This is a genomic window from Roseomonas sp. F4 (assembly GCF_053891155.1).
Genome location: NZ_JBSSHK010000002.1, coordinates 843,192 through 863,030, shown reverse-complemented (window position 1 = coordinate 863,030; position 19,839 = coordinate 843,192). Strand labels below are relative to the sequence as shown.

Here is a 19,839-nt window from a genome sequence, read left to right as displayed (position 1 = left end):
TTCATCCAGGCTAACGCGACACGGCCCCGCACGGCGAGGGCTACTGGGATGAGGATGCTGCTGCGCGGCGTGGATGTGCTTTGCACCGCCGGGGCCTGGGTCGCCGCGATTTCCGCGGCGCTGCTCGCCATCATCCTGATCGTTGAAGTGGTGGCCACCAGCTTCTTCAACTGGTCGCAGCCCTGGGCGGTGGAATACGCCATCTATCTGCAATGCTTCGTGCTGTTCTGCGGCGCCGGCTGGACCCTGCGGCAGGGCGGGCATATCCGGGTCGCGGTGCTGACGCAGACCCTGCCGCCGGCAGCCGCCAGGTTGCTGGACATGGCGGGCTGCGTCTTCGCCATCGGCGTCATCGGCTTCGCCACCCAGACACTGTGGCAGCAATTGCTGCGCAGCTTCGATTTCGCCAGCACCTCCTACTACCCCATGGCCACCCCGGTCTGGATACCGCAGTTGCTTCTGACTTTGGGATTCACGCTTCTGCTGCTGGGCTTCGTCGCGCGACTGCTGCGCCTGCTGCGGCAGGAGGCGCCGGACCTCGGCGATGCGCTGGCGAGTGGAGGCGTGGAATGACCGCGCCCCTTATCCTCGTTCTGGGGATGCTGCTGGTGACACTCGCCGGTGGCGTCTGGGTGGGCGTCGCGCTGATGTCGATTGGCATCGTCGCCTTGGAGGCCTTCCGCGATATGCGGGTGGATCGCTTCCTGGCCGGCGACATCTGGTCCAGCGCCACGGCTGTGGAGCTGATCACCCTGCCGCTTTTCATCCTGATGGGTGAGATCCTGTTCCATACGCGGCTGTCCGAGAATCTGTTCAAGGGCCTGTCGCCCTGGACGCGGCTGCTGCCCGGTCGGCTGGTGCATGTGAATGTGCTGGGCTGCACGCTGTTCGCCGCCGTCTCCGGCAGCAGCGCGGCCACGACGGCGACGGTCGGGCGGATCACGCTTCAGGAACTGCTCGGGCGCGGCTACGATCGGCGGCTGGCGGTGGGGTCGCTGGCCGGCGCGGGCACGCTGGGCTTTCTGATTCCGCCGTCGATCCCGATGATCGTCTATGGCGTCGTCGCCGATGCCTCGATCCTGGAACTGTTCATGGCAGGGCTGGTGCCGGGGCTGTGCCTCGCTTTGATGTTCATGGGCTACATCGCCTTCCGCGCCTGGATGGACCCCACGCTGGTGCCGCCGCAGGAGCCGGCGATACCGATGAAGGACGCGCTGCGCGCCTTGCTGCAACTGGTGCCGATCGCCTTCCTGATCTCCTTCATCATGGGCAGCCTGTATTTCGGTTTTGCCAGCATCACGGAAGCCGCGGCGATCGGCGTGCTGGGGGCGCTGCTGGTGGCGGTGGGCCAGCGCACGCTGACGCTGCGTGGCATGTGGGGCGCGCTGCTGGGCACGGTGAAGACCTGTTCGATGATCGGGCTGATCATCGTCGGCGCGCTGTTCCTGTCCAAGGCCATGGCACGGCTGGGCCTGCCGGCGGATGTGGCGAATGCCATCCAGTCCTGGGGCCTGCACCCCTATATGCTGATCTTCGTGCTGCTGCTGTTCTATCTCGCGCTTGGCTGCATCCTGGATGGGCTTTCCGCGATTGTCATGACCCTGCCCGTGACGCTGCCGCTGGCCGTGGCGGCGGGATTCGATCCGATCTGGTTCGGCGTCTTCCTGATCATCACCATTGAGATGGCGCAGATCACGCCGCCCGTCGGGTTCAACCTGTTCGTCATCCAGGGCCTGACCAAGGAGAACATCTTCCGCATCGCCGGCTATGCCTGGCCCTTCTGCGTCATCATGATGGTGTTCACGGGGCTGATCACGCTGTTCCCCCAGATCGTCACGGCACTGCCCACCTCCCTGCGAGGATGAATTTGGGTCCCTGGATTCGTCGCCACGGCCTGAAGCTGATCGCCGTGGGTGCGCTCGCGGGCGTCGCCCTGCCGGAACTGGCGGAGGCGACGCGGCCTTCGCTGGTGATCATGTCCATCGCGCTGATGCTCTGCGGGCTGCTGCGGATCGAGCCCGCCGCCTTCGGCCAGGTCCTGCGACGCCCTACCCTGGCGCTGCTGATCCTGGCCTGGGTCACCCTCGCCGTGCCGCTGCTGGTCTGGCTGGTGCTGGGGGCCGTGCTGCCGGCGGGCTCGGCCTTTGTCTCGGCGGCGGTGCTGATGTCCGCCGCACCCTCCGTCATGTCCGCCGCCACCTTCGCCCTGCTGCTCGGCGCCGATGCGGCGCTGCTGACCGTGGTCGCCATTCCCTCCAACTTCCTGGCGCCATTATGGCTGCCGTTGGTCGCGGGGCTGATGGGGGTGGGGGCTCAGGTTGATCCGGGCGCCATGGCGATCCGGCTCGGCATCATGGTGGGCGGCAGTTTCGCGGGCGCCTGGCTGGTGGCCTCGATCGTCGGGCGGCCCGCTTTGCGGCAGGCGGCGCCGACCATCGATGCCTGGCTGGTGGTGCTGATCACCATCTCCGCCTTGCCCTGTATGGCCGGGGTGGGGCCGGCGCTGGCCGCGCGGCCGCTGCAATTCCTGGGGATGATCGGCTTCGCGCTGGTCCTGAACCTCGTGCTCCAGGCCATCGGCTGGCTGGTGTTCCGCGCGGCACCCATCGCCGGTGCGCTCTCCGCGGCCCTGGTCAGCGGGTCCCGCAACATGGTGCTGCTGCTGGCGGCGCTCGGCACGCCGGGCGACAGTGACCTGGGCCTGATCGTGGCCGCCGCGCAACTCACGCTGTTCATCATGCCGATGCTGGTCGCACCGGCCTATCGGACCCTCGCGCGCCGCCGCATGATGCGCTAGTAATTTGTCCGGACAAATTTGGGAGAGCCAGCATGGTGCAGACGCATGCCGAGGTGGCGCCGAACCGCTTCCGCGAGAGCTTCGGCCGCTATTTCGAGGATTTCGTGCCGGGCCATATCTATGAGCATCGACCGAACCGCACGGTGACGGAAACCGAGAATACCTGGTTCACCCTGCTGACCATGAACCAGCACCCGATGCATTTCGACGCGGAATACGCCAAGCATTCCGAATTCGGCCGCTGCATCATCTGCTCCCCCTTCACCGTCGCGTTGCTGGTGGGGATGAGCGTCAGCGATGTCTCCCAAAAAGCCATCGCCAATCTGGGCTGGAAGGAGATCAAGCTGACCTTCCCGCTGTTTGCCGGCGACACGCTGTCGGGCGAGAGCGAGGTCCTGGACAAGCGCGAGTCCAAATCCCGCCCGAATGCCGGCATCGTCAATGTCCGCACCCGCGGCTTCAACCAGGACGGCAAGCTGGTCTGCGAATTCGACCGCACCATGCTGATCGCCAGGCGCGGCTTCGACGTAGAGAAGAAGGCGAATTACTGATCGCCCAGCGCCGCTACCGAACGGCGGAGAAGGCGGTTGGCGTCAGGATCAGGTTGCTGATGCGCTCGACGATCGGCCCATCCGCCTCGCTCTCCGCGCGCTTGGCGATCCATTCGGGGTCGGCCTGGAAGGCGGCCCATTTGGCCTCCCGGTCTGCGAGCGAGTCCCAGGCGACAAGGTAGTAAAGGTCCTGGTTGGAGGGGCCGACCGCCACGGTCCAGAACCCCGCCTGACGGATGCCGTGGCGCGCCCACAGGTCGAGCGTCACCGTCTCGAACCGCTTGAGCAGCGCCGGTAGCCGGCCCGTCACGCAGTGATAGATGCGCAGTTCATGGATCATGCTGTGTCCTCCGTGCCGGGCAGCCTGCCTTGCCGCGCGGCGCCGATCAATCCGCCTGGACAACACCGGGCCACCGCTTAGGCTCGGCGCCTTCCAACCCGCTGGAGACGCCTCCCCGTGGATCGGTTCTTCGAACTCACCGCCCGCGGGACGACGCCGCGCACCGAAATCCTGGCGGGCATCGCGACCTATCTCACCATGGTCTATATCGTCGTGGTCAATCCCTCGATCCTGGCCGCGGCCGGCATCGACCACGGCGCCGCCTTCGTCGCCACCTGCCTCGCCGCGGCCATCGGCAGCCTACTGATGGGGCTGCTGGCGAATTTCCCCATCGCGCTGGCGCCGGGCATGGGGCTGAACGCCTATTTCGCCTTCGTCGTGGTCGGCGCCATGGGCATCCCCTGGCAGGTGGCGCTGGGGGCGGTTTTCGTCTCCGGCTTCCTGTTCTTCCTGGTCTCCGTGCTGCGCATCCGCGAATGGCTGATCAACGGCATCCCGATGTCACTGAAACTCGGCATCGCCGCCGGCATCGGCTTCCTGCTGGCGCTGATCGGGCTGCAAGGCATGGGCATCGTGGTGGCCAGCCCGGCGACCATGGTCGGGCTGGGCCGGCTGACGGCGCCGGGCACGCTGCTCGCCTGCGCCGGCTTCCTGCTGATCGCGGGCCTCGCGGCACGGGCGGTGCCGGGGGCGATCGTGCTGGGCATTTTGGCCACGGCCGCCATCGGCCTGCCCTTCGGTTTGACGGAGTTCAAGGGCGTGGTGGCCCTGCCACCTTCCCTGGCGCCGACCTTCCTGCAGATGGACATCCCCGGCGCCCTCAGCCTCGGGCTGGTCGCGATCGTCTTCACCTTTTTCCTGCTGGATCTGCTGGACAATACCGGCACGCTGATCGCCACCGCCCATCGCTCCGGCCTGATGAATCCGGATGGCACGGTGCCGCGACTGGGGCGGGTGCTGATGGCCGACAGTGGCGGGGCGATGATCGGCGCGGCGCTCGGTACCTCCACCACCGTCAGCTATATCGAGAGTGCGGCCGGCATCCAGGCGGGCGGGCGCACCGGGCTGACGGCGGTTGTGGTGGCGGGGCTGTTCCTGCTGACCCTGTTCCTGGCGCCCCTGGCCACCTCCATCCCCGCCTTCGCCACGGCGCCCGCGCTGGTCTTTGTCGCCTGCGTGATGGCCAAGGGCCTTCAGGACCTGGCCTGGGAGGATACGACCGAATACCTGCCGGCGATCCTGACGGCGCTGGCCATGCCCTTCACCTTCTCCATCGCGACCGGCATCGGCCTGGGCTTTCTCAGCTATGCGCTGGTGAAGACCATGGCCGGCCGGGCAGCGGAGGTGCATGGCGCCGTGTGGCTGCTGGCCGCGCTCTCTGCCGTGAAATTCGCGCTCAGCTGACCCGCCAGGGGCGGGGCGTCACGACAGGCCGGCCCGGCGCAGTTCCGCCCCCAGCCGGTCGGTCAGCAGCAGCCAGGTCATCCGCGCATCACTCATCAGAGACCATAAGGGATGGCCGAAGGTGGCCGGCCGGTTGCCCTCGATGAGCAGATGCGAGCCCCAGGCGGCGCCGTAGCCGAACACCACGCCGACCGGCAGCAGCCACCGGGGCCCGGCGACCAGCCCGGAAATCACCAGAACAAGCCCGGTCAGCGTACCCGCCACGTGCACCAACCGGGTCCGCGGATGGGCGTGCTGGCGCAGGTAGTGCAACCAGAAGTCGTCATAGGTCCAGGCGCTCGATGTGTTCATGGCCGCGCGAGCATAGCGGGATGACGGCGCCTTTTCCGTTCAAATCCGCGCTTTGCGCTTCCCCCCGCGCCTCAGGCCAGCCACCTTGCGGCCAAATGCACCTCCCCTCCGCCCTGACCCCGCTTCGGCATTCGGCCTTCCGCATGCTTTGGCTCGCCAATCTTTGCAGCAATACGGGCATGTGGATGCAGAACACGGGCGCGGGGTGGTTGATGACCTCCCTCGCCCCCTCCCCGCTCATGGTCAGCATGGTGCAGGTCGCCAGCCTGCTGCCCGTATTCCTGCTGGCGCTGCCGGCGGGCGCCCTGGCGGATATCGTGGACCGGCGGCGCTATCTGATCCTCGCCCAGGCCTGGATCGCCGCCGCCGGAACCCTTTTGGCCCTGCTGGCCTGGACCGGCACGTTGGGCGCCTGGGGGTTGGTGGCGCTGACCTTCGCCATCGGCATCGGCACCGCCATGAATTCCCCCGCCTGGGCTGCCACGACGCCGGAGGTGGTGCCACGCCAGGACCTGACCGGCGCCATCGTGCTGAACGGCATCGGCTTCAACCTGGCACGCACCATCGGCCCGGCGCTGGGCGGCTTCACGGTGGCGGCGGCGGGGGCGGAGGCGACCTTCGCGCTGAACGCGCTGTCCTTCATCGTCGTCATCGGAGCCCTGGTGGCCTGGAAGCGCGAGGCTCCGCGCGCCGGCCTGCCGAAGGAGCATTTTCTCTCCGCCATCCGCGCCGGCCTTGGCTACACCCGGGCCAGCCCGGTGCTGCGCGGGATCATGCTGCGCGGCTTCGTTTTCTTCCTGTTCGCCGCCGCGCTCTGGGGCCTGCTGCCGCTGCTGGTCCGCCAGCAGCTGGGCCTTGGCCCGCAATGGTTCGGCATCATGCTGGCCTGCATGGGCGTCGGCGCGGTGGCCGCAGGCTTCGTGCTGCCCTCGCTGCGCGGCCGGCTGGACCGTGGCGGCACGGTGACCGCCGCCATGGTGGTGACCGGCCTCGCGCTGATCCTGCTCGGCCAGGCGCAACACTGGGCGGTGGCCATGCTGGCCATGCTGCTCTACGGCGTCGGCTGGCTCAGCGGCGCCTCCACCCTTCAGGCCTCGGCGCAGCTATCCGTGCCGAGCTGGGTCAGGGCGCGGGCCTTGGGCATCTACCAGCTCAGCACCTTCGGCGGGCTCACGCTCGGCGCCGGCTTCGGTGGCTGGGGGGGCGAGGCGCTGGGCATCGGCACGGCGCTTGGGCTGTCCGGCCTGTGCTGCGCGGTGGGCGGGCTTCTGGTGCGGGGCTATGCCATCGAGGCGCCGCCCGCCGAAGCCTCCGCCACCGATGCGCCGCCCCCCGCCGTGCCGAAGCCCGAGCCCGCGGCACAGTCGCTCGCCGCCCTGCTCCAGGGTGACAGCGGCAGGGTGTTGGAGGTGGTGCGCTACCGGATCGACCCCGCCGATCGCGCCGTCTTTCTGGCCGCCATGGTGGCTTGCCGGCAGGTGCGGCTGCGCAGCGGCGCGCAGGGATGGCGGCTTTATGAGGATGTCGCCCATCCGGAAGTCTGGGTGGAGTTCTGGCTGATGGAAAGCTGGACCGAACATCTGCGCGAAGAAGGGCGGATGACAGAATGGGATCGCGGCGTACTGGCCCGCGCCGCCGCACTGCATCGCGGCCCCGAAGCGCCGGAGGCAGCGCGTTTCCTGAATGTCATGCCAGGATTACCGGGTTGAGGGATGCAACGAGGCGGCGGCTTGCTACGTTACTGTGCGACGCAACAGCCACGGAGACAGCACATGGCCAAGTCCGGCGCGAAGAGCCGCAATGACCTTCAGGACAATGCCAAGTCCACCTCGATCGAAGTCCTGCAGGCCTGCCTGACCGACAGCATCGACCTGTACAACACCACGCGCCAGGCCCATTGGAACGTGAAGGGCCCGAACTTCCACGGCCTGCACCTGATGTTCGAGACCTTCTACACCACGCTGGAAACCGACATCGACGAGCTGGCCGAGCGGCTGGTGCAGATCGGTGGCACGGCCATCGGCGCCAGCCAGGACGTGGCGGCCAAGACCCGCCTCGCCGCCTATCCGGGCGATCTGAAGGCCGGTCGCGACCACGTTCTGGCCCTGAGCGAGCGTTACGCGGCGCTGGCCAAGTCCGTGCGTGAGGGCATCGACGACACCGACGAGGCCGGCGACGCCGATACGGCCGACATCCTGACCGGCGTGTCGAAGAACCTCGACAAGGCGCTCTGGATGCTGGAGGCGACGGCCACCGGCGAAAGCTGAGCCGCCTGATCGCATCCCGCACGACCAGAACCACTTTGGTTGTGCGGGGCGCGACCGGCCGCTATCTTGGGCCGGAACTTGAGAACACAGCATGAACGACCTGTTCAAGGCCGGGCGCGCGGCCCGGCCGGCTTCGAAGCCGCCAGCCACCGCGCCAGCGATCGCCGCGCCGACCAGCGACTATTCAGCCAAGGATATTGAGGTCCTTGAAGGGCTGGAGCCCGTACGGCGCCGGCCTGGCATGTATATCGGCGGCACCGACGAGAACGCGCTGCACCATCTGGCAGCCGAGATTCTCGACAATGCCATGGACGAGGCCGTGGCCGGCCATGCCGACCGAATCGAGATGTCGCTGGAAGCCGGCAACTGGCTGACCGTCCGCGACAATGGCCGAGGGATTCCTGTCGATCCGCATCCGCGTTTTCCGAAGCTTTCGGCGCTGGAAGTCATCCTCACCACCCTGCATTCCGGCGGAAAATTCTCCGGCAAGGCCTATGAGACCTCCGGCGGCCTGCACGGTGTCGGCTCCTCCGTCGTCAATGCCTTGTCGGAGCGGATGGAGGTGGAGGTGGCGCGCGACCGCACCCTCTATGCTCATGCCTTCGAACGCGGTCAGCCGGCGCAGCAGCTGAAGACGGTGGGCCCGGTGCAGAACCGGCGTGGCACGCAGGTGCGCTTCCGCCCCGATCCAGATATCTTCGGCAAGCAGGTCTTCAGCGCGGCGCGCCTGCACCGACTCTGCCGTTCCAAGGCCTATCTGTTCCGTGGCGTCGAAATCCGCTGGTCCTGCGATCCGGCGCTGGTCGCGGGCACCGACACGCCGGCCCAGGCCGTGCTGCATTTTCCGGGCGGCCTTTCCGACTTCCTCGCCGCCTCCATCGAGGGACGCGCCCAGGTGGTGCCGACCCCATGGGCGGGGGACGCCACCTTTCCCGATGGCGCCGGCCGAGTCGAATGGGCCGTAACTTGGCTGGAACAGAGCGACGGCTTCCTCTCCACCTATGCCAACACCATCCCGACGCCGCAGGGCGGCACGCATGAGGCAGGGCTGCGCGCGGCCCTGGTGAAGGGGTTGCGGGCCTATGGCGAGCTCAAAAAGGAACGCCGCGCCGCCAATGTGACGGCGGAGGACCTGCTCGGCGGCCTGGCCGGCATGCTCTCGGTCTTTGTGCGGGAGCCACAGTTCCAGGGCCAGACCAAGGACCGCCTGACCAGCCCGGAGGCGGCGCGGCTGGTGGAAGCGGCGCTACGCGACCATTTCGACCATTGGCTGGCGGGCGATCCGGGGCGGGCCGACAACCTGCTCGCCTGGTGCATCGAACGCGCGGAAGACCGCATCCGCCGGCGCGAGCAGAAGGAAACGCCGCGCAAATCCGCCACCCGCAAACTCCGCCTGCCCGGCAAGCTGGCCGATTGCGCGCGAGAGGGCGTGGACGGCACGGAGCTGTTTCTGGTGGAGGGCGATTCGGCCGGCGGCTCCGCCAAGCAAGCCCGGGACCGGGAGACACAGGCCGTGCTGCCGCTGCGTGGCAAGATCCTGAACGTCGCCAGCGCCAGCGCCGACAAGCTGCGTCAGAATCAGGAACTGCGCGATCTGATCGAGGCGCTCGGCTGCGGCGCCGGGGACCGCTTCGACATCGGCCGCCTGCGCTACGGCCGCATCGTCATCATGACGGATGCCGATGTGGACGGCGCGCATATCGCCGCCCTGCTGATGACCTTCTTCTACAAGGAACTGCCGGAGCTGGTGCGCCAGGGCCGGCTGTTCCTGGCGCAGCCGCCGCTGTTCCGGCTGCAGGCGCCGGGCAAGACCATCTATGCCCGCGACGATGCGGACCGGGAGCGGCTGCTCAAGAAGGAATTCAAGGCAAACCAGAAGGTCGATGTCAGCCGCTTCAAGGGTCTCGGCGAAATGCCGCCGGCCTCGTTGAAGGAAACGACGATGGACCCGAAGCGCCGCACGCTGCTGCGCGTGATGTTGCCCTCGGCGGAACTGGCCGCGACATCGGAGCTGATCGAGGCGCTGATGGGCCGCAAGCCGGAGCTGCGCTTCCGCTTCATCCAGGACAATGCGGCGAAGCTGGATGAGGAGGCGGTGGACGCCTGAGGCGTCCACCTTCTTTGCTCAGCCGCGGGCGGCCTGAGCGATGCCGACCACGAAGGGCATCGGGTCCACCGGCCGCACCTGGCGCACCGGTGCGGTGACCTGCACCTTCAGGAAACGCCCGGCGGCGGCGCCGAGGCAGAGCAGGGTCTGCACCGGTTGCCGGCCATACGTGCTGCGCAGGTCCACGCATTGTAGCGGCGCCTGCCCCGGAACCGGCAATTCGCTGCGCACGCCTTCGGTGACCTGCTGGTTGGTGCGCCGGTCCGCCATGGCCAGCGCTTCCTGCACGGCCGTGGCGAATTCACGCTGGATGGCGGCGGAGGTGACGTCCTGCGGCACCATCGGCTCACCCCGGTCATAGAGGCTGACCGTGGAAACGGCGCTGCGCCCTGGCCCGGCATAATCCACCGCCACGCCGAAGCCCGGCCGGTCACGCTCATGCCAGATGGTTTCGCCGCGGCTGAAGGCCGCGACCTCCGCGGGCAGCCGCGCCGCCACCTGCTCCAGGCCCGGCCGGGCGGAAGCCCGCGCCGAGGAGGAGGACGTGCCGTCCGGCCCACCAGCGCAGGCTGTCAGCACGCCGGACAGGAGCAGGCCGAGAACCGGCAGCCCACGCCGCATCATCCGTGGTTCCGCCGGGTCACCTGGCGGGTGAGGTCCACCGCCAGGGTAGCGATCACGGCGAGCACGATGACATGCATCACGGTCGCCATCACCCACAGCCCGACCGGGAAGACCCCCGGCAGCGCGATCCAGCCCATGGGCAGGAACAGATAGCCATAGGCCTGCGGCACGGTCTCGGCGACCTGGTGCGTGCCCTCCACGATCATCATGATCGCGACGTAGAGGATGACGAGCAGACCGATCCAGGCGATCCAGCGATGCTTGTCGAGAAGACGGGCGATCAGCGTCGCGGCCACGCCCATCAGCACGACCGAGAAGGCCAGGCCGATGATCAGGATATAGGGATGGTCCTTCGCCGCGCCGGCGACGGCCAGCACGTTGTCCAGGCTCATCGACACGTCGGCCACCAGGATCTGGATGATGGCCTGCTTCAGCGTCTTGCGCGGCGGGCCGCCCGGCTCGCCTTCCAGCGCCTCGACGCCTTCCTGCTCGGCATGGCCGCCGCCAGTGCGCAGCTCGCGGTACATCTTCCAGCAGACCCAGAGCAGCAGGACGCCACCGGCGAGGACGATGCCGACAATGGACAGCAGCTGCACGGTGATGGACGCGAAGGCGATACGCATGATCGTGGCGGCGATGATGCCCCAGAAAATCGCCTTGCGTCGCTGGTCGGCCGGCAGGCCGGCCGCGGCCATTCCGACCACGATCGCGTTGTCGCCGGCCAAGACGATATCAATGAAAAGAACCTGACCAAGAGCGACGAGCTCTGGTCCATATGAAGAAAAATCCATGTTCTCGACACCTGTCCCGCTTGCCGGCCTAATGCCATGGGGAGCGGGAGACTTGTCAACTGGCTGTCTGCCGCGCGAAGACACGCGCGCACAATTGCTCACGGAATCCGGTCCATGGTCCCCCGCTACAGCCGACCTGAAATGGTGTCCATCTGGTCGCCGGAGAACCGCTTCCGAATCTGGTTCGAGATTGAGGCGCTGGCCGCCGAGGCCATGGCGGAACTGGGCACCATCCCGGCCGAGGCGGCCCAGGCCATCCGGCGTGGCGGCGCGGCGAAGGTCGCCGACATCACCGCCGCCGATCTGGAACGCATCGACGCCATCGAGCGCGAGACCCGGCATGATGTGATCGCCTTCCTCACCTGGCTGGGCGAGGGAATCGGGCCGGAGGCGCGCTTCATGCACCAGGGCATGACCAGCAGCGATGTGCTGGACACCTGCCTGTCGGTGCAGATGACCCGCGCCGCCGACCTGCTGATCGCGGATATCGATGCGCTGTTGGAAGCGCTGCGGGCGCGGGCGGAGGAACACCGCCACACGCCGACCATCGGCCGGTCGCACGGCATCCATGCGGAGCCCACCACCTTCGGCCTGAAGCTGCTTGGCCATTACGCCGAATTCCAGCGCAACCGCGCCCGGCTGGTGGCGGCACGGGCGGAGGTCGCGACCTGCGCCATCAGCGGCCCGGTCGGCACTTTCGCGAGTGTCGATCCCCGGGTGGAAGCGCATGTGGCGGCGAAGCTCGGCCTGACCGTGGAGCCTGTCTCCACCCAGGTGATCCCACGCGACCGCCATGCCGCCTTTTTCTGCGCCCTGGCCGTGATCGCCAGCGGGGTGGAGCGGCTGGCGACGGAAGTGCGGCATCTCCAGCGCAGTGAAGTGCGGGAGGCGGAGGAGTTCTTCCACGCCGGCCAGAAGGGCAGCAGCGCCATGCCCCACAAGCGCAATCCGGTGCTGTCCGAGAACCTGACCGGCCTCGCCCGCCTGGTGCGCGGCTACGCCATGCCGGCGCTGGAGAACGTGGCGCTTTGGCATGAGCGGGACATCAGCCACAGCAGCGTCGAGCGAGTGATCGGCCCGGACGCCACCATCACCCTGGACTTCGCGCTGATGCGCCTGACCGGCATGATGGCCAAGCTCACCATCTATCCGCGGCGCATGGCGGAAAATCTCGCCAGCCTTGGCGGCGTCGTGCATTCCCAGAAAGTGCTTCTGGCGCTGACCCAGGCAGGCCTGAGCCGGGAAGCCGCCTATTCCGCCGTCCAGCGCGCTGCCATGGCGACCTGGCAGGCGCTGGGCCAGCCGGAGGCAAAGGATTTCCGCACCAACCTTCTGGCCGACCCGGACGTGGCCGGCTGCATGACCGCGGACGCGCTGGAAACCGCGATGGATCCGGCACGTGATTTCGTTCATGTGGACGCCACCTTCCGGCGTGTCCTCGGCAGCTAGCCTCGCGCCAGACCGCGATCGCGCGACCGTCATCGGCGGAAAGCGTGGTTTGCCAAGGTCCTGCCACATCTCATGCCTAGCTAGGATGAGAGACAGGGAGGACCATGTCGTGATGCGTTTCCTGGCGAAGTTACTGCCCTTGGCCGCCGGCGCCGTGCTCCTGGCAGGTGCCGGCAGCGCGCCGGCCGTGGCGAAGGACGATGCTGTCCTGCTGGTCCATGACCATCGTCGCGGCGGGTATTATCATGGCCCGCCGCCCCGCTACTATCGTGGCCCGCCGCCGCGCGCCTATTACGGCCCGCCGCCGCGGCGCTACTACCCGCCGCCGGTCTACTATGCCCCGCCGCCGCGGCCGCGCTATTATTATGCGCCGCCCCCGCCGCCGCCCGGTGTCGGATTGTACTTCCGATTCTGAGGATGGCCCGACGGCGTGTGCACCCTGGTTCTGCTGCGCCGTCCCGACCATGCCTGGCCTTTGCTGGTCGCGGCAAACCGCGACGAGAAGCTTGACCGGGCCTGGTCGCCGCCAGCGATGCACTGGTCGTCCTGGCCGGAGGTTGTCGGCGGACTGGACCACAGCGGCGGCGGCACCTGGATGGCGCTGGGCCCTCATGGCGTGATGGCGGCGGTGCTGAACCGGCCCGGCAGCCTGGGGCCTGAGGCAGGCAAGCGGTCGCGCGGGGAGCTCCCGCTGTTGGCAGCCTCCGCCCGCGATGCCCGGCAGGCCGTGGCAGCGCTGGGCGCATTGGATGGTCGCGGCTGGCGCCCCTTCAATCTGGTGATCGCGGACGCCGCCCGCGCCTTTTTCCTGCGCGGCACCGGCGCTGAACAGGTCGACGTCCAGCCCCTGACGGACGGCGTCACCATGGTGACGGCCCAGGACCCGAACGACTTCGCAAGTCCGCGAATCCGCCGGCACCTGCCGCGCTTCCGTGAGACCGCGCCGCCAGACCCCGACAGGGGCGAGTGGTCGGCCTGGGAGGGTCTGCTCGCGGATGGTGACTATGGCGAGGCCGGCATCGCCGAGGCCCTGAGGGTTCCCCCCGTGCGCGGCTTCGGCACCGTCTGCGCGAGCCTACTCGCCCTAGGCGCCCAGGGTGGCCGGCACTGGCGCTTCTGTCCGGCCCCGCCGGGCAGCGCTTCGTTTCAGGACCTGCCCCTGGCCACGGCCTGAAACCGATGCAATGCGGACCTGCGGCCGTGCCGTGGCGGTTCGCGAGAGGCCCTGCTATAGCTCCGCCAGATACCGGGCCGCCGCGGCCTGTCGTCCCGCGCGCCCGCTTCCTGGGATCGCGGCAGTCGAGGAGTCAGCACCATGGCGCGCCGCCGTCAGCTCTACGAGGGCAAGGCCAAGATTCTGTTCGAGGGCCCTGAACCGGGCACCCTGGTGCAGTATTTCAAGGACGACGCCACCGCCTTCAACGCGCAGAAGAAGGGCACGATCACCGGCAAGGGCGTGCTCAACAACCGCATCAGCGAATACCTGATGATGAAGTTGGCGGAGATCGGCATCCCGACCCACTTCATTCGCCGGCTGAACATGCGTGAGCAGTTGATCCGTGAAGTCGAGATCATCCCGCTGGAAGTCGTCATCCGCAATGTCGCGGCCGGCAGCCTGGCCACGCGCCTGGGCATTCAGGAAGGCACGCGGCTGCCGCGCTCCATCCTCGAATATTACTACAAGAACGATGCGCTGGGCGACCCCATGGTCTCCGAGGAGCACATCACCTGCTTCGGCTGGGCCGCGACCCAGGACCTGGACGACATGGTCGCCCTGGCGCTGCGGGTGAATGATTTCCTGACCGGGCTGTTCCTCGGCGTCGGCATCACCCTGGTCGACTTCAAGCTGGAATTCGGCCGGCTATATGAGAATGACGAGATGCGCATCGTCCTGGCCGATGAGATCAGCCCGGACAATTGCCGCCTCTGGGATGTGAAGACCGGCGAGAAGATGGACAAGGACCGCTTCCGCCGCGACCTGGGCAAGGTCGAGGAGGGCTACCAGGAGGTGGCCAAGCGCCTCGGCATCCTGCCCGAGGCCGGGGTGCGGGACATGAAGGGTCCGGAGACCGTCCAGTGAAGGCCCGCGTCACCATCATGCCGAAGAACGGCGTGCTTGACCCGCAGGGCAAGGCCATTGGCCATGCCCTCGCCTCGCTCGGCTTCGACGGCGTTGCCGAAGTGCGCGCCGGCAAGGTGATCGAGCTGGAGCTCGCCGAGACCGACCCCGCCAAGGCGCAGGCCGCGGCGGAGGAGATGGCGCGGCGGCTGCTGGCCAATACCGTGATCGAGTCCTTCCGGGTCGAGCTCGCCTAGCCAGCCATGGTGAAGCTCTCCCTCGTCGTCATGCTGGTGCTGACGGTGCTGATTTCCATGCTGCTGCGCTGGCGCGAACAGCGTCTGCCGGCCGTGGCTCAGCAGCGACGGCTCGGTCTGGTGGCGCGGGGCAAGAAGGGGCTGGATCGCTGGGTGACGGCGGCGGCGCTGGCCACCGTGGCGACGCTGGCCGTGATCGGCGGCCTTCATTGGCTGCGGGTCTGGCTGGAATAGGAGGGCGCCGGGTCGATGCAGGAGCTGTTGGAGCTACTGATCGACCTGTTTGCCCGGCTTGGCCGCCTTATCCTTCGGCCCTTGGGGGCGGAGCAGGCGCTCGGGGTCTTCTTCGGCTTCGCCTGCTGGCTGGTCGGGCTTTTCATCGTCCTGGCCATCCTGGCCGGTCTGATCCTCTGGGTATTCTGGTGACTCCATGAAATCCGCGATCATCGTCTTCCCGGGCACCAACCGCGAGCGCGACATGGCGATCGCGCTGGAACGCGTCAGCGGCCGCAAGCCGGCCATGGTGTTCCACCTGGACACGGCCCTGCCGGCGGGGACGGACCTTGTGGTGCTGCCGGGCGGCTTCAGCCATGGCGACTATCTGCGCTGCGGCGCTATGGCGGCGCAGTCGCCGATCATGAAGGCGGTGCGGGCCTTCGCCGAAGGCGGCGGCTTGGTGCTCGGCGTCTGCAACGGCTTCCAGATCCTGACCGAAGCCGGCCTGCTGCCCGGCGCCCTGCTGCGCAACGCCACGCTGCGCTTCCTGTCCATGGACTGCCTCATGCGGGTGGAACGGGCCGACACGCCCTTCACCCAGCACTGGCAGAAGGGCGCCGTGTTCCGCGCCCCGATGGCCCATGGCGACGGCAACTACTTCTGCGATGACGCGACGCTGGCGCGCCTGAACGGCGAAGGCCTGGTCGCCTTCCGCTACGCGACGCCGGAGGGCGCCATCACGGAGGCCGCCAACCGCAATGGCGCGCGCGACAATATCGCCGGCATCCTCTCCCCCAACCTCCGCATCTGCGGGCTGATGCCGCATCCGGAGGATCTGGTGGACCCGTTGATGGGTGGGGAGGACGGCCTGCCGCTGTTCACCAGCCTGCTGGATTCGCTCGCCTCCGCCTGAGGCCTTCTTCTTCTCCGCCCCCGGAGCCCCCGCCGATATGCAGCTTTTGCCCGCCGACCATGCCGCCCAGCTCGCCGCCGAATTCGGCCTGAAACCGGACGAGTATGAACGGCTGCTGGCCATTCTCGGCCGCTCTCCCTCCCGCACCGAGCTCGGCATCTTCTCGGTCATGTGGAGCGAGCACTGCTCCTACAAATCCTCCCGCGTCTGGCTGAAGACGCTGCCGACCAAGGCGCCCTGGGTGATCCATGGGCCGGGCGAGAATGCGGGGGTAATCGATATCGGCGATGGGCTGGCCGCCATCTTCAAGATGGAAAGCCACAACCATCCGAGCTTCATCGAGCCCTATCAGGGCGCCGCCACCGGCGTGGGCGGCATCCTGCGGGATGTCTTCACCATGGGGGCGCGGCCGATCGCGAACCTAAACGCGCTGCGCTTCGGCATGCCGGATGCGCCGAAGATGAAGCGGGTGATCGACGGCGTGGTGCGCGGCATCGGCGGCTACGGCAATTGCGTCGGCGTGCCGACCGTGGGCGGGGAGGTGAACTTCCACCCGGCCTATAATGGCAACCCACTGGTCAATGCGATGACGGTGGGCATCGCGCCGAAGGACCGCATTTTCCTCAGCGCCGCGGCGGGGCTGGGCAATCCGGTGGTCTATGTCGGGTCCAAGACCGGGCGCGACGGCATCCACGGCGCCACCATGGCCTCCACCGAATTTTCGGCCGATTCGGAGGAGAAGCGCCCGACCGTGCAGATCGGCGACCCCTTCACCGAGAAGCTGCTGATCGAGGCCTGCCTGGAGCTGATGGCGACCGACATGATCGTCGCCATCCAGGATATGGGCGCGGCCGGCCTGACCAGCTCCTCCGTCGAAATGGCGGGCAAGGGCGGCGTGGGCATCGAGCTGGTGATGGACAATGTCCCCCAGCGCGAGGTCGGCATGACGGCCTATGAGATGATGCTCTCCGAGTCCCAGGAGCGCATGCTGATGATCCTCAAGCCCGGCCGCGAGGCCGAGGCCGAGGCCATCTTCCACAAATGGGAGCTGGATTTCGCCGTCATCGGCCATCTGACCGATACCGGCCGCATCGTCATCCGCCACAAGGGCGAGATCGAGGCCGATATCCCCCTCGCCCCGCTGGAATCCGAGGCGCCGCTGTACCGCCGCCCGACGGTGGAAACGCCGAAGCAGCCGGTGCTGGACGCGGCCGATATCGACGACCCCGCCGGCCCGCTGCCGGCGCTGGAGCAGCTGGTGGGCAGCCTCGACCTGTGTTCCCGCCGCTGGATCTGGGACCAGTATGACAGCACGGTGGGCGGTCAGACGGTGAAGCGCCCCGGCGGCGCCGATGCCGCTGTGGTCAAGCTGGAAGGGCTGAAGCGCGCTTTGGCCATGACCACCGACTGCACGCCGCGCTACTGCCAGGCCGATCCCGAGGCGGGTGGTGCCCAGGCGGTCGCGGAAGCCTGGCGCAACCTGACCGCGGTCGGCGCCCTGCCGCTGGCCGTCACCGACAACATGAACTTCGGCAATCCCGAGAAGCCCGAGATCATGGGCCAGTTCGCCGCCGCCGTACGCGGCATGGGCGCGGCCTGCCTCGCACTCGACTTCCCGGTCGTGAGCGGCAATGTCTCGCTCTACAACGAGACCCAGGGCCGCGGCATACTGCCCACCCCCGCCATCGGCGGTGTCGGCGTGCTGGAGGATGCGGCCCAGGCGGTGGGCCTGGCCCTGCAACCCGGCCTCGACCTGGTGCTGATCGGCGAGACCCGTGGCTGGCTCGGCCAGTCGATCTGGCTGCGCGAGATCGTGGGACGGGAGGAAGGCGCGCCGCCGCCGGTCGATCTGGCGGTGGAGCGCCGCAACGGCGATTTCGTCCGTGGCCGCATCCTGGCCGGCGAAGTGGTTGCCTGCCACGACCTGGCCGATGGCGGGCTGCTGGTGGCCGTGGCGGAAATGGCGATGGGTGGTGGCGTCGGCGCCACCCTGACCGCGCCGCCCGCCGGCATCGCCCCGCATGGCTGGTGGTTCGGCGAGGACCAGGCGCGCTACATCCTGGCGGTGCGCGATGGCGCGGTGATGCTGACGGCGGCCAAGGCGGCCGGCGTGCCGGCGCGGAAGCTCGGCCGCAGCGGCGGTGGGGACTTGGTTCTCGGCGATGGCTCCTCCATATCCGTGACGAAGCTGGTGGCGAGCCATGAGGCGACGCTGCCGGCGCTGATGCAGGGGGAGGCAGCCTGATGGCGATGGATGCGGCGGAAATCGAGGCCTTCATCAAGGCCGCCCTGCCCGACGCCGTGGTGACGATCGAGGATCTGGCCGGCGATGGCGACCATTACGCCGCAACCGTGGTCTCCTCGGCCTTCAAGGGCCTCAGCCGTGTGAAGCAACACCAGATCGTCTATGCCGCCCTGCAGGGCCGGATGGGGGGTGCGCTGCACGCCCTGGCATTGCAGACTTCCGCCCCCGAGTAACCTTTCCGACCAGGGACCCCGTGCCATGAGCAATCCCGTTTTCGACCGTATCCAGGCCGACATCTCCGCCAATCCGGTGGTGCTCTACATGAAGGGCACGCCGGTCTTCCCGCAATGCGGCTTCTCCGCCCGCGTGGTGCAGATCCTGTCCCATGTCGGCGTACCCTTCAAAGGCGTGAATGTGCTGGAGGACATGGAGGTCCGCGAGGGCATCAAGGCCTTCGCCAACTGGCCGACCATTCCGCAGCTCTATGTGAAGGGCGAATTCGTCGGCGGCTGCGACATCATCACTGAGATGTTCCAGTCCGGCGAATTGCAGACGCTGATGGAAGACAATGGCGTGATGCCGAAGGCGACCGCCTGACGCCTTTGACTGGGAGTGCCCAGCCCACCGGTTCCGGCGATGCCTGGGCACCGTGGCGGGGCGCTTCTGGCCGATGGCCGCCCCTTGGTTCCGTTCCTGGCTGAACCAGGTCGTCTCGCCTTCGCGGTCACCCTACCTGTCGCCCAGCTCAGCTGGGTCGGTGCCCCTCCTCTCTCGGCCCTGCGACTGCTGACGTCGGAAGCTGGGACCGACCTGGCGGTGGATGGCTGCGGCCCAGCGCTCCAATCAGCCAACGGCCCCGCCGTGCTGGTGGCGGAGCTGTCAGCGCCCGGGGCTGCGCGCGGCGACTGCATCATGTTCCTGAGCGGCGATTCACGCCCGAAGGACGCGCATTTCGGCCCGCTGGTGCGGCGCTCCCTCGTCCCCTTCTTCGAAGCAAGCTTCCATACGGAGGGGGAGCAATCCGGCATACCGCCGGATCAGGCCCTGCCGCGCAGCTTCGCGGAACGGCAGGAATGGCTCACGGGCGTGCTGCAAGGCTGCGCCGATCCGGGCCGGTTGATCCTGATGGGCCGCTCCTCCGGCGCGAGGATCGCCAGCACCCTGGCCGATTTGCGCCCGGTGCGCGGCCTCGTCTGCCTCGGCTATCCCTTCCGTCAGCCAGCGCGGCCGGACGATCCGTCACGCTACACCCACCTGCCGCATCTGCGCACACCCACGCTGATCATCCAGGGCAGCCGGGATCCCTATGGCGGCGACGACGTGCCGGGGCGCTATCCCCTGGCCGAGAGGACCAGGCTCGTCATGCTCGACACGGACCATGGCTTCCGCATGGAGCCGCAAGGCTGGGAGAGGGTGGGACGCGAAATACTGCTGTTCCTGGGACATTGCTGCCCCAACCCTGGCTGAC

General features: G+C 68.0%; 24 protein-coding genes. 20 read left to right on the top strand and 4 right to left on the bottom strand.

Going from position 1 to position 19,839, the window contains the following annotated elements; genetic code table 11:
- Positions 1-48 precede the first annotated feature (48 nt).
- From ACVFYP_RS11490 to ACVFYP_RS11475, 4 genes are read left to right on the top strand one after another with little or no spacing between them, the layout of a single operon-like run.
- Positions 49-573: a TRAP transporter small permease gene (locus ACVFYP_RS11490; protein ID WP_499200304.1), complete on the top strand. Its 525-nt coding sequence runs from the start codon at positions 49-51 to the stop codon at positions 571-573.
- Positions 570-1,865, top strand: coding sequence for a TRAP transporter large permease (locus ACVFYP_RS11485; protein ID WP_499200303.1), 1,296 nt, complete (start codon positions 570-572; stop codon positions 1,863-1,865). Before ACVFYP_RS11490 ends, ACVFYP_RS11485 begins: the two co-directional genes overlap by 4 nt.
- A gap of 2 nt (positions 1,866-1,867) precedes the next feature.
- The gene (locus ACVFYP_RS11480; RefSeq protein WP_499200302.1) at positions 1,868-2,797 is read left to right on the top strand and encodes a hypothetical protein; all 930 of its coding nucleotides are present in this window, start codon (positions 1,868-1,870) and stop codon (positions 2,795-2,797) included.
- Positions 2,798-2,829: 32 nt separating this feature from the next.
- Positions 2,830-3,348, top strand: a complete 519-nt coding sequence (locus ACVFYP_RS11475) for a MaoC family dehydratase (RefSeq protein ID WP_216878052.1) — start codon at positions 2,830-2,832, stop codon at positions 3,346-3,348.
- 13 nt (positions 3,349-3,361) lie between these two features.
- Here ACVFYP_RS11475 and ACVFYP_RS11470 read toward each other — a convergent pair whose 3' ends face one another.
- Entirely contained in the window at positions 3,362-3,688 is a 327-nt protein-coding gene (locus tag ACVFYP_RS11470; protein WP_499200301.1) for an NIPSNAP family protein, read from the bottom strand.
- Between the two features lie 117 nt (positions 3,689-3,805).
- On the opposite strand from ACVFYP_RS11470, the gene ACVFYP_RS11465 reads away from it, so the two are divergent.
- Positions 3,806-5,092 (top strand): NCS2 family permease, encoded by a 1,287-nt coding sequence (locus ACVFYP_RS11465; RefSeq protein ID WP_499200300.1) that lies wholly within the window; start codon positions 3,806-3,808, stop codon positions 5,090-5,092.
- A gap of 18 nt (positions 5,093-5,110) precedes the next feature.
- On the opposite strand, the gene ACVFYP_RS11460 is transcribed toward ACVFYP_RS11465, so the two are convergent.
- Positions 5,111-5,443 (bottom strand): Mpo1-like protein, encoded by a 333-nt coding sequence (locus tag ACVFYP_RS11460; RefSeq protein ID WP_499200299.1) that lies wholly within the window; start codon positions 5,441-5,443, stop codon positions 5,111-5,113.
- A 95-nt stretch (positions 5,444-5,538) separates the two neighbouring features.
- Here ACVFYP_RS11460 and ACVFYP_RS11455 point away from each other — a divergent pair, with 95 nt between their 5' ends.
- The 3 genes from ACVFYP_RS11455 to parE all read left to right on the top strand — a co-directional run bounded on the left by ACVFYP_RS11455 (position 5,539) and on the right by parE (position 9,817).
- Entirely contained in the window at positions 5,539-7,152 is a 1,614-nt protein-coding gene (locus ACVFYP_RS11455; RefSeq protein WP_499200298.1) for an MFS transporter, read from the top strand.
- A gap of 63 nt (positions 7,153-7,215) precedes the next feature.
- Positions 7,216-7,710: a DNA starvation/stationary phase protection protein Dps gene (gene dps / locus ACVFYP_RS11450; protein ID WP_499200297.1), complete on the top strand. Its 495-nt coding sequence runs from the start codon at positions 7,216-7,218 to the stop codon at positions 7,708-7,710.
- A gap of 91 nt (positions 7,711-7,801) precedes the next feature.
- On the top strand, positions 7,802-9,817 hold the full coding sequence (gene parE / locus ACVFYP_RS11445) for a DNA topoisomerase IV subunit B (protein WP_499200296.1): 2,016 nt from the start codon (positions 7,802-7,804) through the stop codon (positions 9,815-9,817).
- Between the two features lie 18 nt (positions 9,818-9,835).
- Here parE and ACVFYP_RS11440 read toward each other — a convergent pair whose 3' ends face one another.
- Both ACVFYP_RS11440 and ACVFYP_RS11435 read right to left on the bottom strand, forming a co-directional pair.
- The gene (locus ACVFYP_RS11440; RefSeq protein WP_499200295.1) at positions 9,836-10,441 is read right to left on the bottom strand and encodes a hypothetical protein; all 606 of its coding nucleotides are present in this window, start codon (positions 10,439-10,441) and stop codon (positions 9,836-9,838) included.
- Positions 10,438-11,232: a TerC family protein gene (locus tag ACVFYP_RS11435; protein ID WP_499200477.1), complete on the bottom strand. Its 795-nt coding sequence runs from the start codon at positions 11,230-11,232 to the stop codon at positions 10,438-10,440. Before ACVFYP_RS11435 ends, ACVFYP_RS11440 begins: the two co-directional genes overlap by 4 nt.
- Positions 11,233-11,346: 114 nt before the next feature.
- Between ACVFYP_RS11435 and purB the strand changes: the two genes are divergently transcribed.
- The 12 genes from purB (at position 11,347) to ACVFYP_RS11375 (ending at position 19,838) form a co-directional block, all read left to right on the top strand.
- On the top strand, positions 11,347-12,681 hold the full coding sequence (purB, locus tag ACVFYP_RS11430; protein WP_499200294.1) for an adenylosuccinate lyase: 1,335 nt from the start codon (positions 11,347-11,349) through the stop codon (positions 12,679-12,681).
- Positions 12,682-12,790: 109 nt separating this feature from the next.
- Entirely contained in the window at positions 12,791-13,096 is a 306-nt protein-coding gene (locus tag ACVFYP_RS11425; RefSeq protein WP_499200293.1) for a hypothetical protein, read from the top strand.
- A 15-nt stretch (positions 13,097-13,111) separates the two neighbouring features.
- Positions 13,112-13,855, top strand: a complete 744-nt coding sequence (locus ACVFYP_RS11420; protein ID WP_499200292.1) for an NRDE family protein — start codon at positions 13,112-13,114, stop codon at positions 13,853-13,855.
- A 141-nt stretch (positions 13,856-13,996) separates the two neighbouring features.
- The gene (gene purC / locus ACVFYP_RS11415) at positions 13,997-14,761 is read left to right on the top strand and encodes a phosphoribosylaminoimidazolesuccinocarboxamide synthase (RefSeq protein ID WP_216878064.1); all 765 of its coding nucleotides are present in this window, start codon (positions 13,997-13,999) and stop codon (positions 14,759-14,761) included.
- Positions 14,758-14,997: a phosphoribosylformylglycinamidine synthase subunit PurS gene (purS, locus tag ACVFYP_RS11410; protein ID WP_216878175.1), complete on the top strand. Its 240-nt coding sequence runs from the start codon at positions 14,758-14,760 to the stop codon at positions 14,995-14,997. The genes purC and purS overlap by 4 nt, the downstream gene beginning before the upstream one ends.
- 6 nt (positions 14,998-15,003) lie before the next feature.
- Positions 15,004-15,231 (top strand): hypothetical protein, encoded by a 228-nt coding sequence (locus ACVFYP_RS11405; protein ID WP_499200291.1) that lies wholly within the window; start codon positions 15,004-15,006, stop codon positions 15,229-15,231.
- A 15-nt stretch (positions 15,232-15,246) separates the two neighbouring features.
- Positions 15,247-15,423 carry a hypothetical protein gene (locus ACVFYP_RS11400; protein WP_499200290.1) on the top strand — a complete coding sequence of 59 codons (177 nt, stop codon included), beginning with the start codon at positions 15,247-15,249 and terminating at the stop codon, positions 15,421-15,423.
- A 4-nt stretch (positions 15,424-15,427) separates the two neighbouring features.
- Positions 15,428-16,126 carry a phosphoribosylformylglycinamidine synthase subunit PurQ gene (gene purQ, locus ACVFYP_RS11395; RefSeq protein WP_499200289.1) on the top strand — a complete coding sequence of 233 codons (699 nt, stop codon included), beginning with the start codon at positions 15,428-15,430 and terminating at the stop codon, positions 16,124-16,126.
- 37 nt (positions 16,127-16,163) lie between these two features.
- Positions 16,164-18,371 (top strand): phosphoribosylformylglycinamidine synthase subunit PurL, encoded by a 2,208-nt coding sequence (purL, locus tag ACVFYP_RS11390; protein WP_499200288.1) that lies wholly within the window; start codon positions 16,164-16,166, stop codon positions 18,369-18,371.
- Positions 18,371-18,604, top strand: coding sequence for a BolA family protein (locus ACVFYP_RS11385; RefSeq protein WP_216878068.1), 234 nt, complete (start codon positions 18,371-18,373; stop codon positions 18,602-18,604). Before purL ends, ACVFYP_RS11385 begins: the two co-directional genes overlap by 1 nt.
- Before the next feature lie 25 nt (positions 18,605-18,629).
- Positions 18,630-18,968 carry a Grx4 family monothiol glutaredoxin gene (grxD, locus tag ACVFYP_RS11380; protein WP_499200287.1) on the top strand — a complete coding sequence of 113 codons (339 nt, stop codon included), beginning with the start codon at positions 18,630-18,632 and terminating at the stop codon, positions 18,966-18,968.
- Between the two features lie 39 nt (positions 18,969-19,007).
- Positions 19,008-19,838, top strand: coding sequence for an alpha/beta family hydrolase (locus tag ACVFYP_RS11375; RefSeq protein WP_499200286.1), 831 nt, complete (start codon positions 19,008-19,010; stop codon positions 19,836-19,838).
- Position 19,839: the final 1 nt, after the last annotated feature.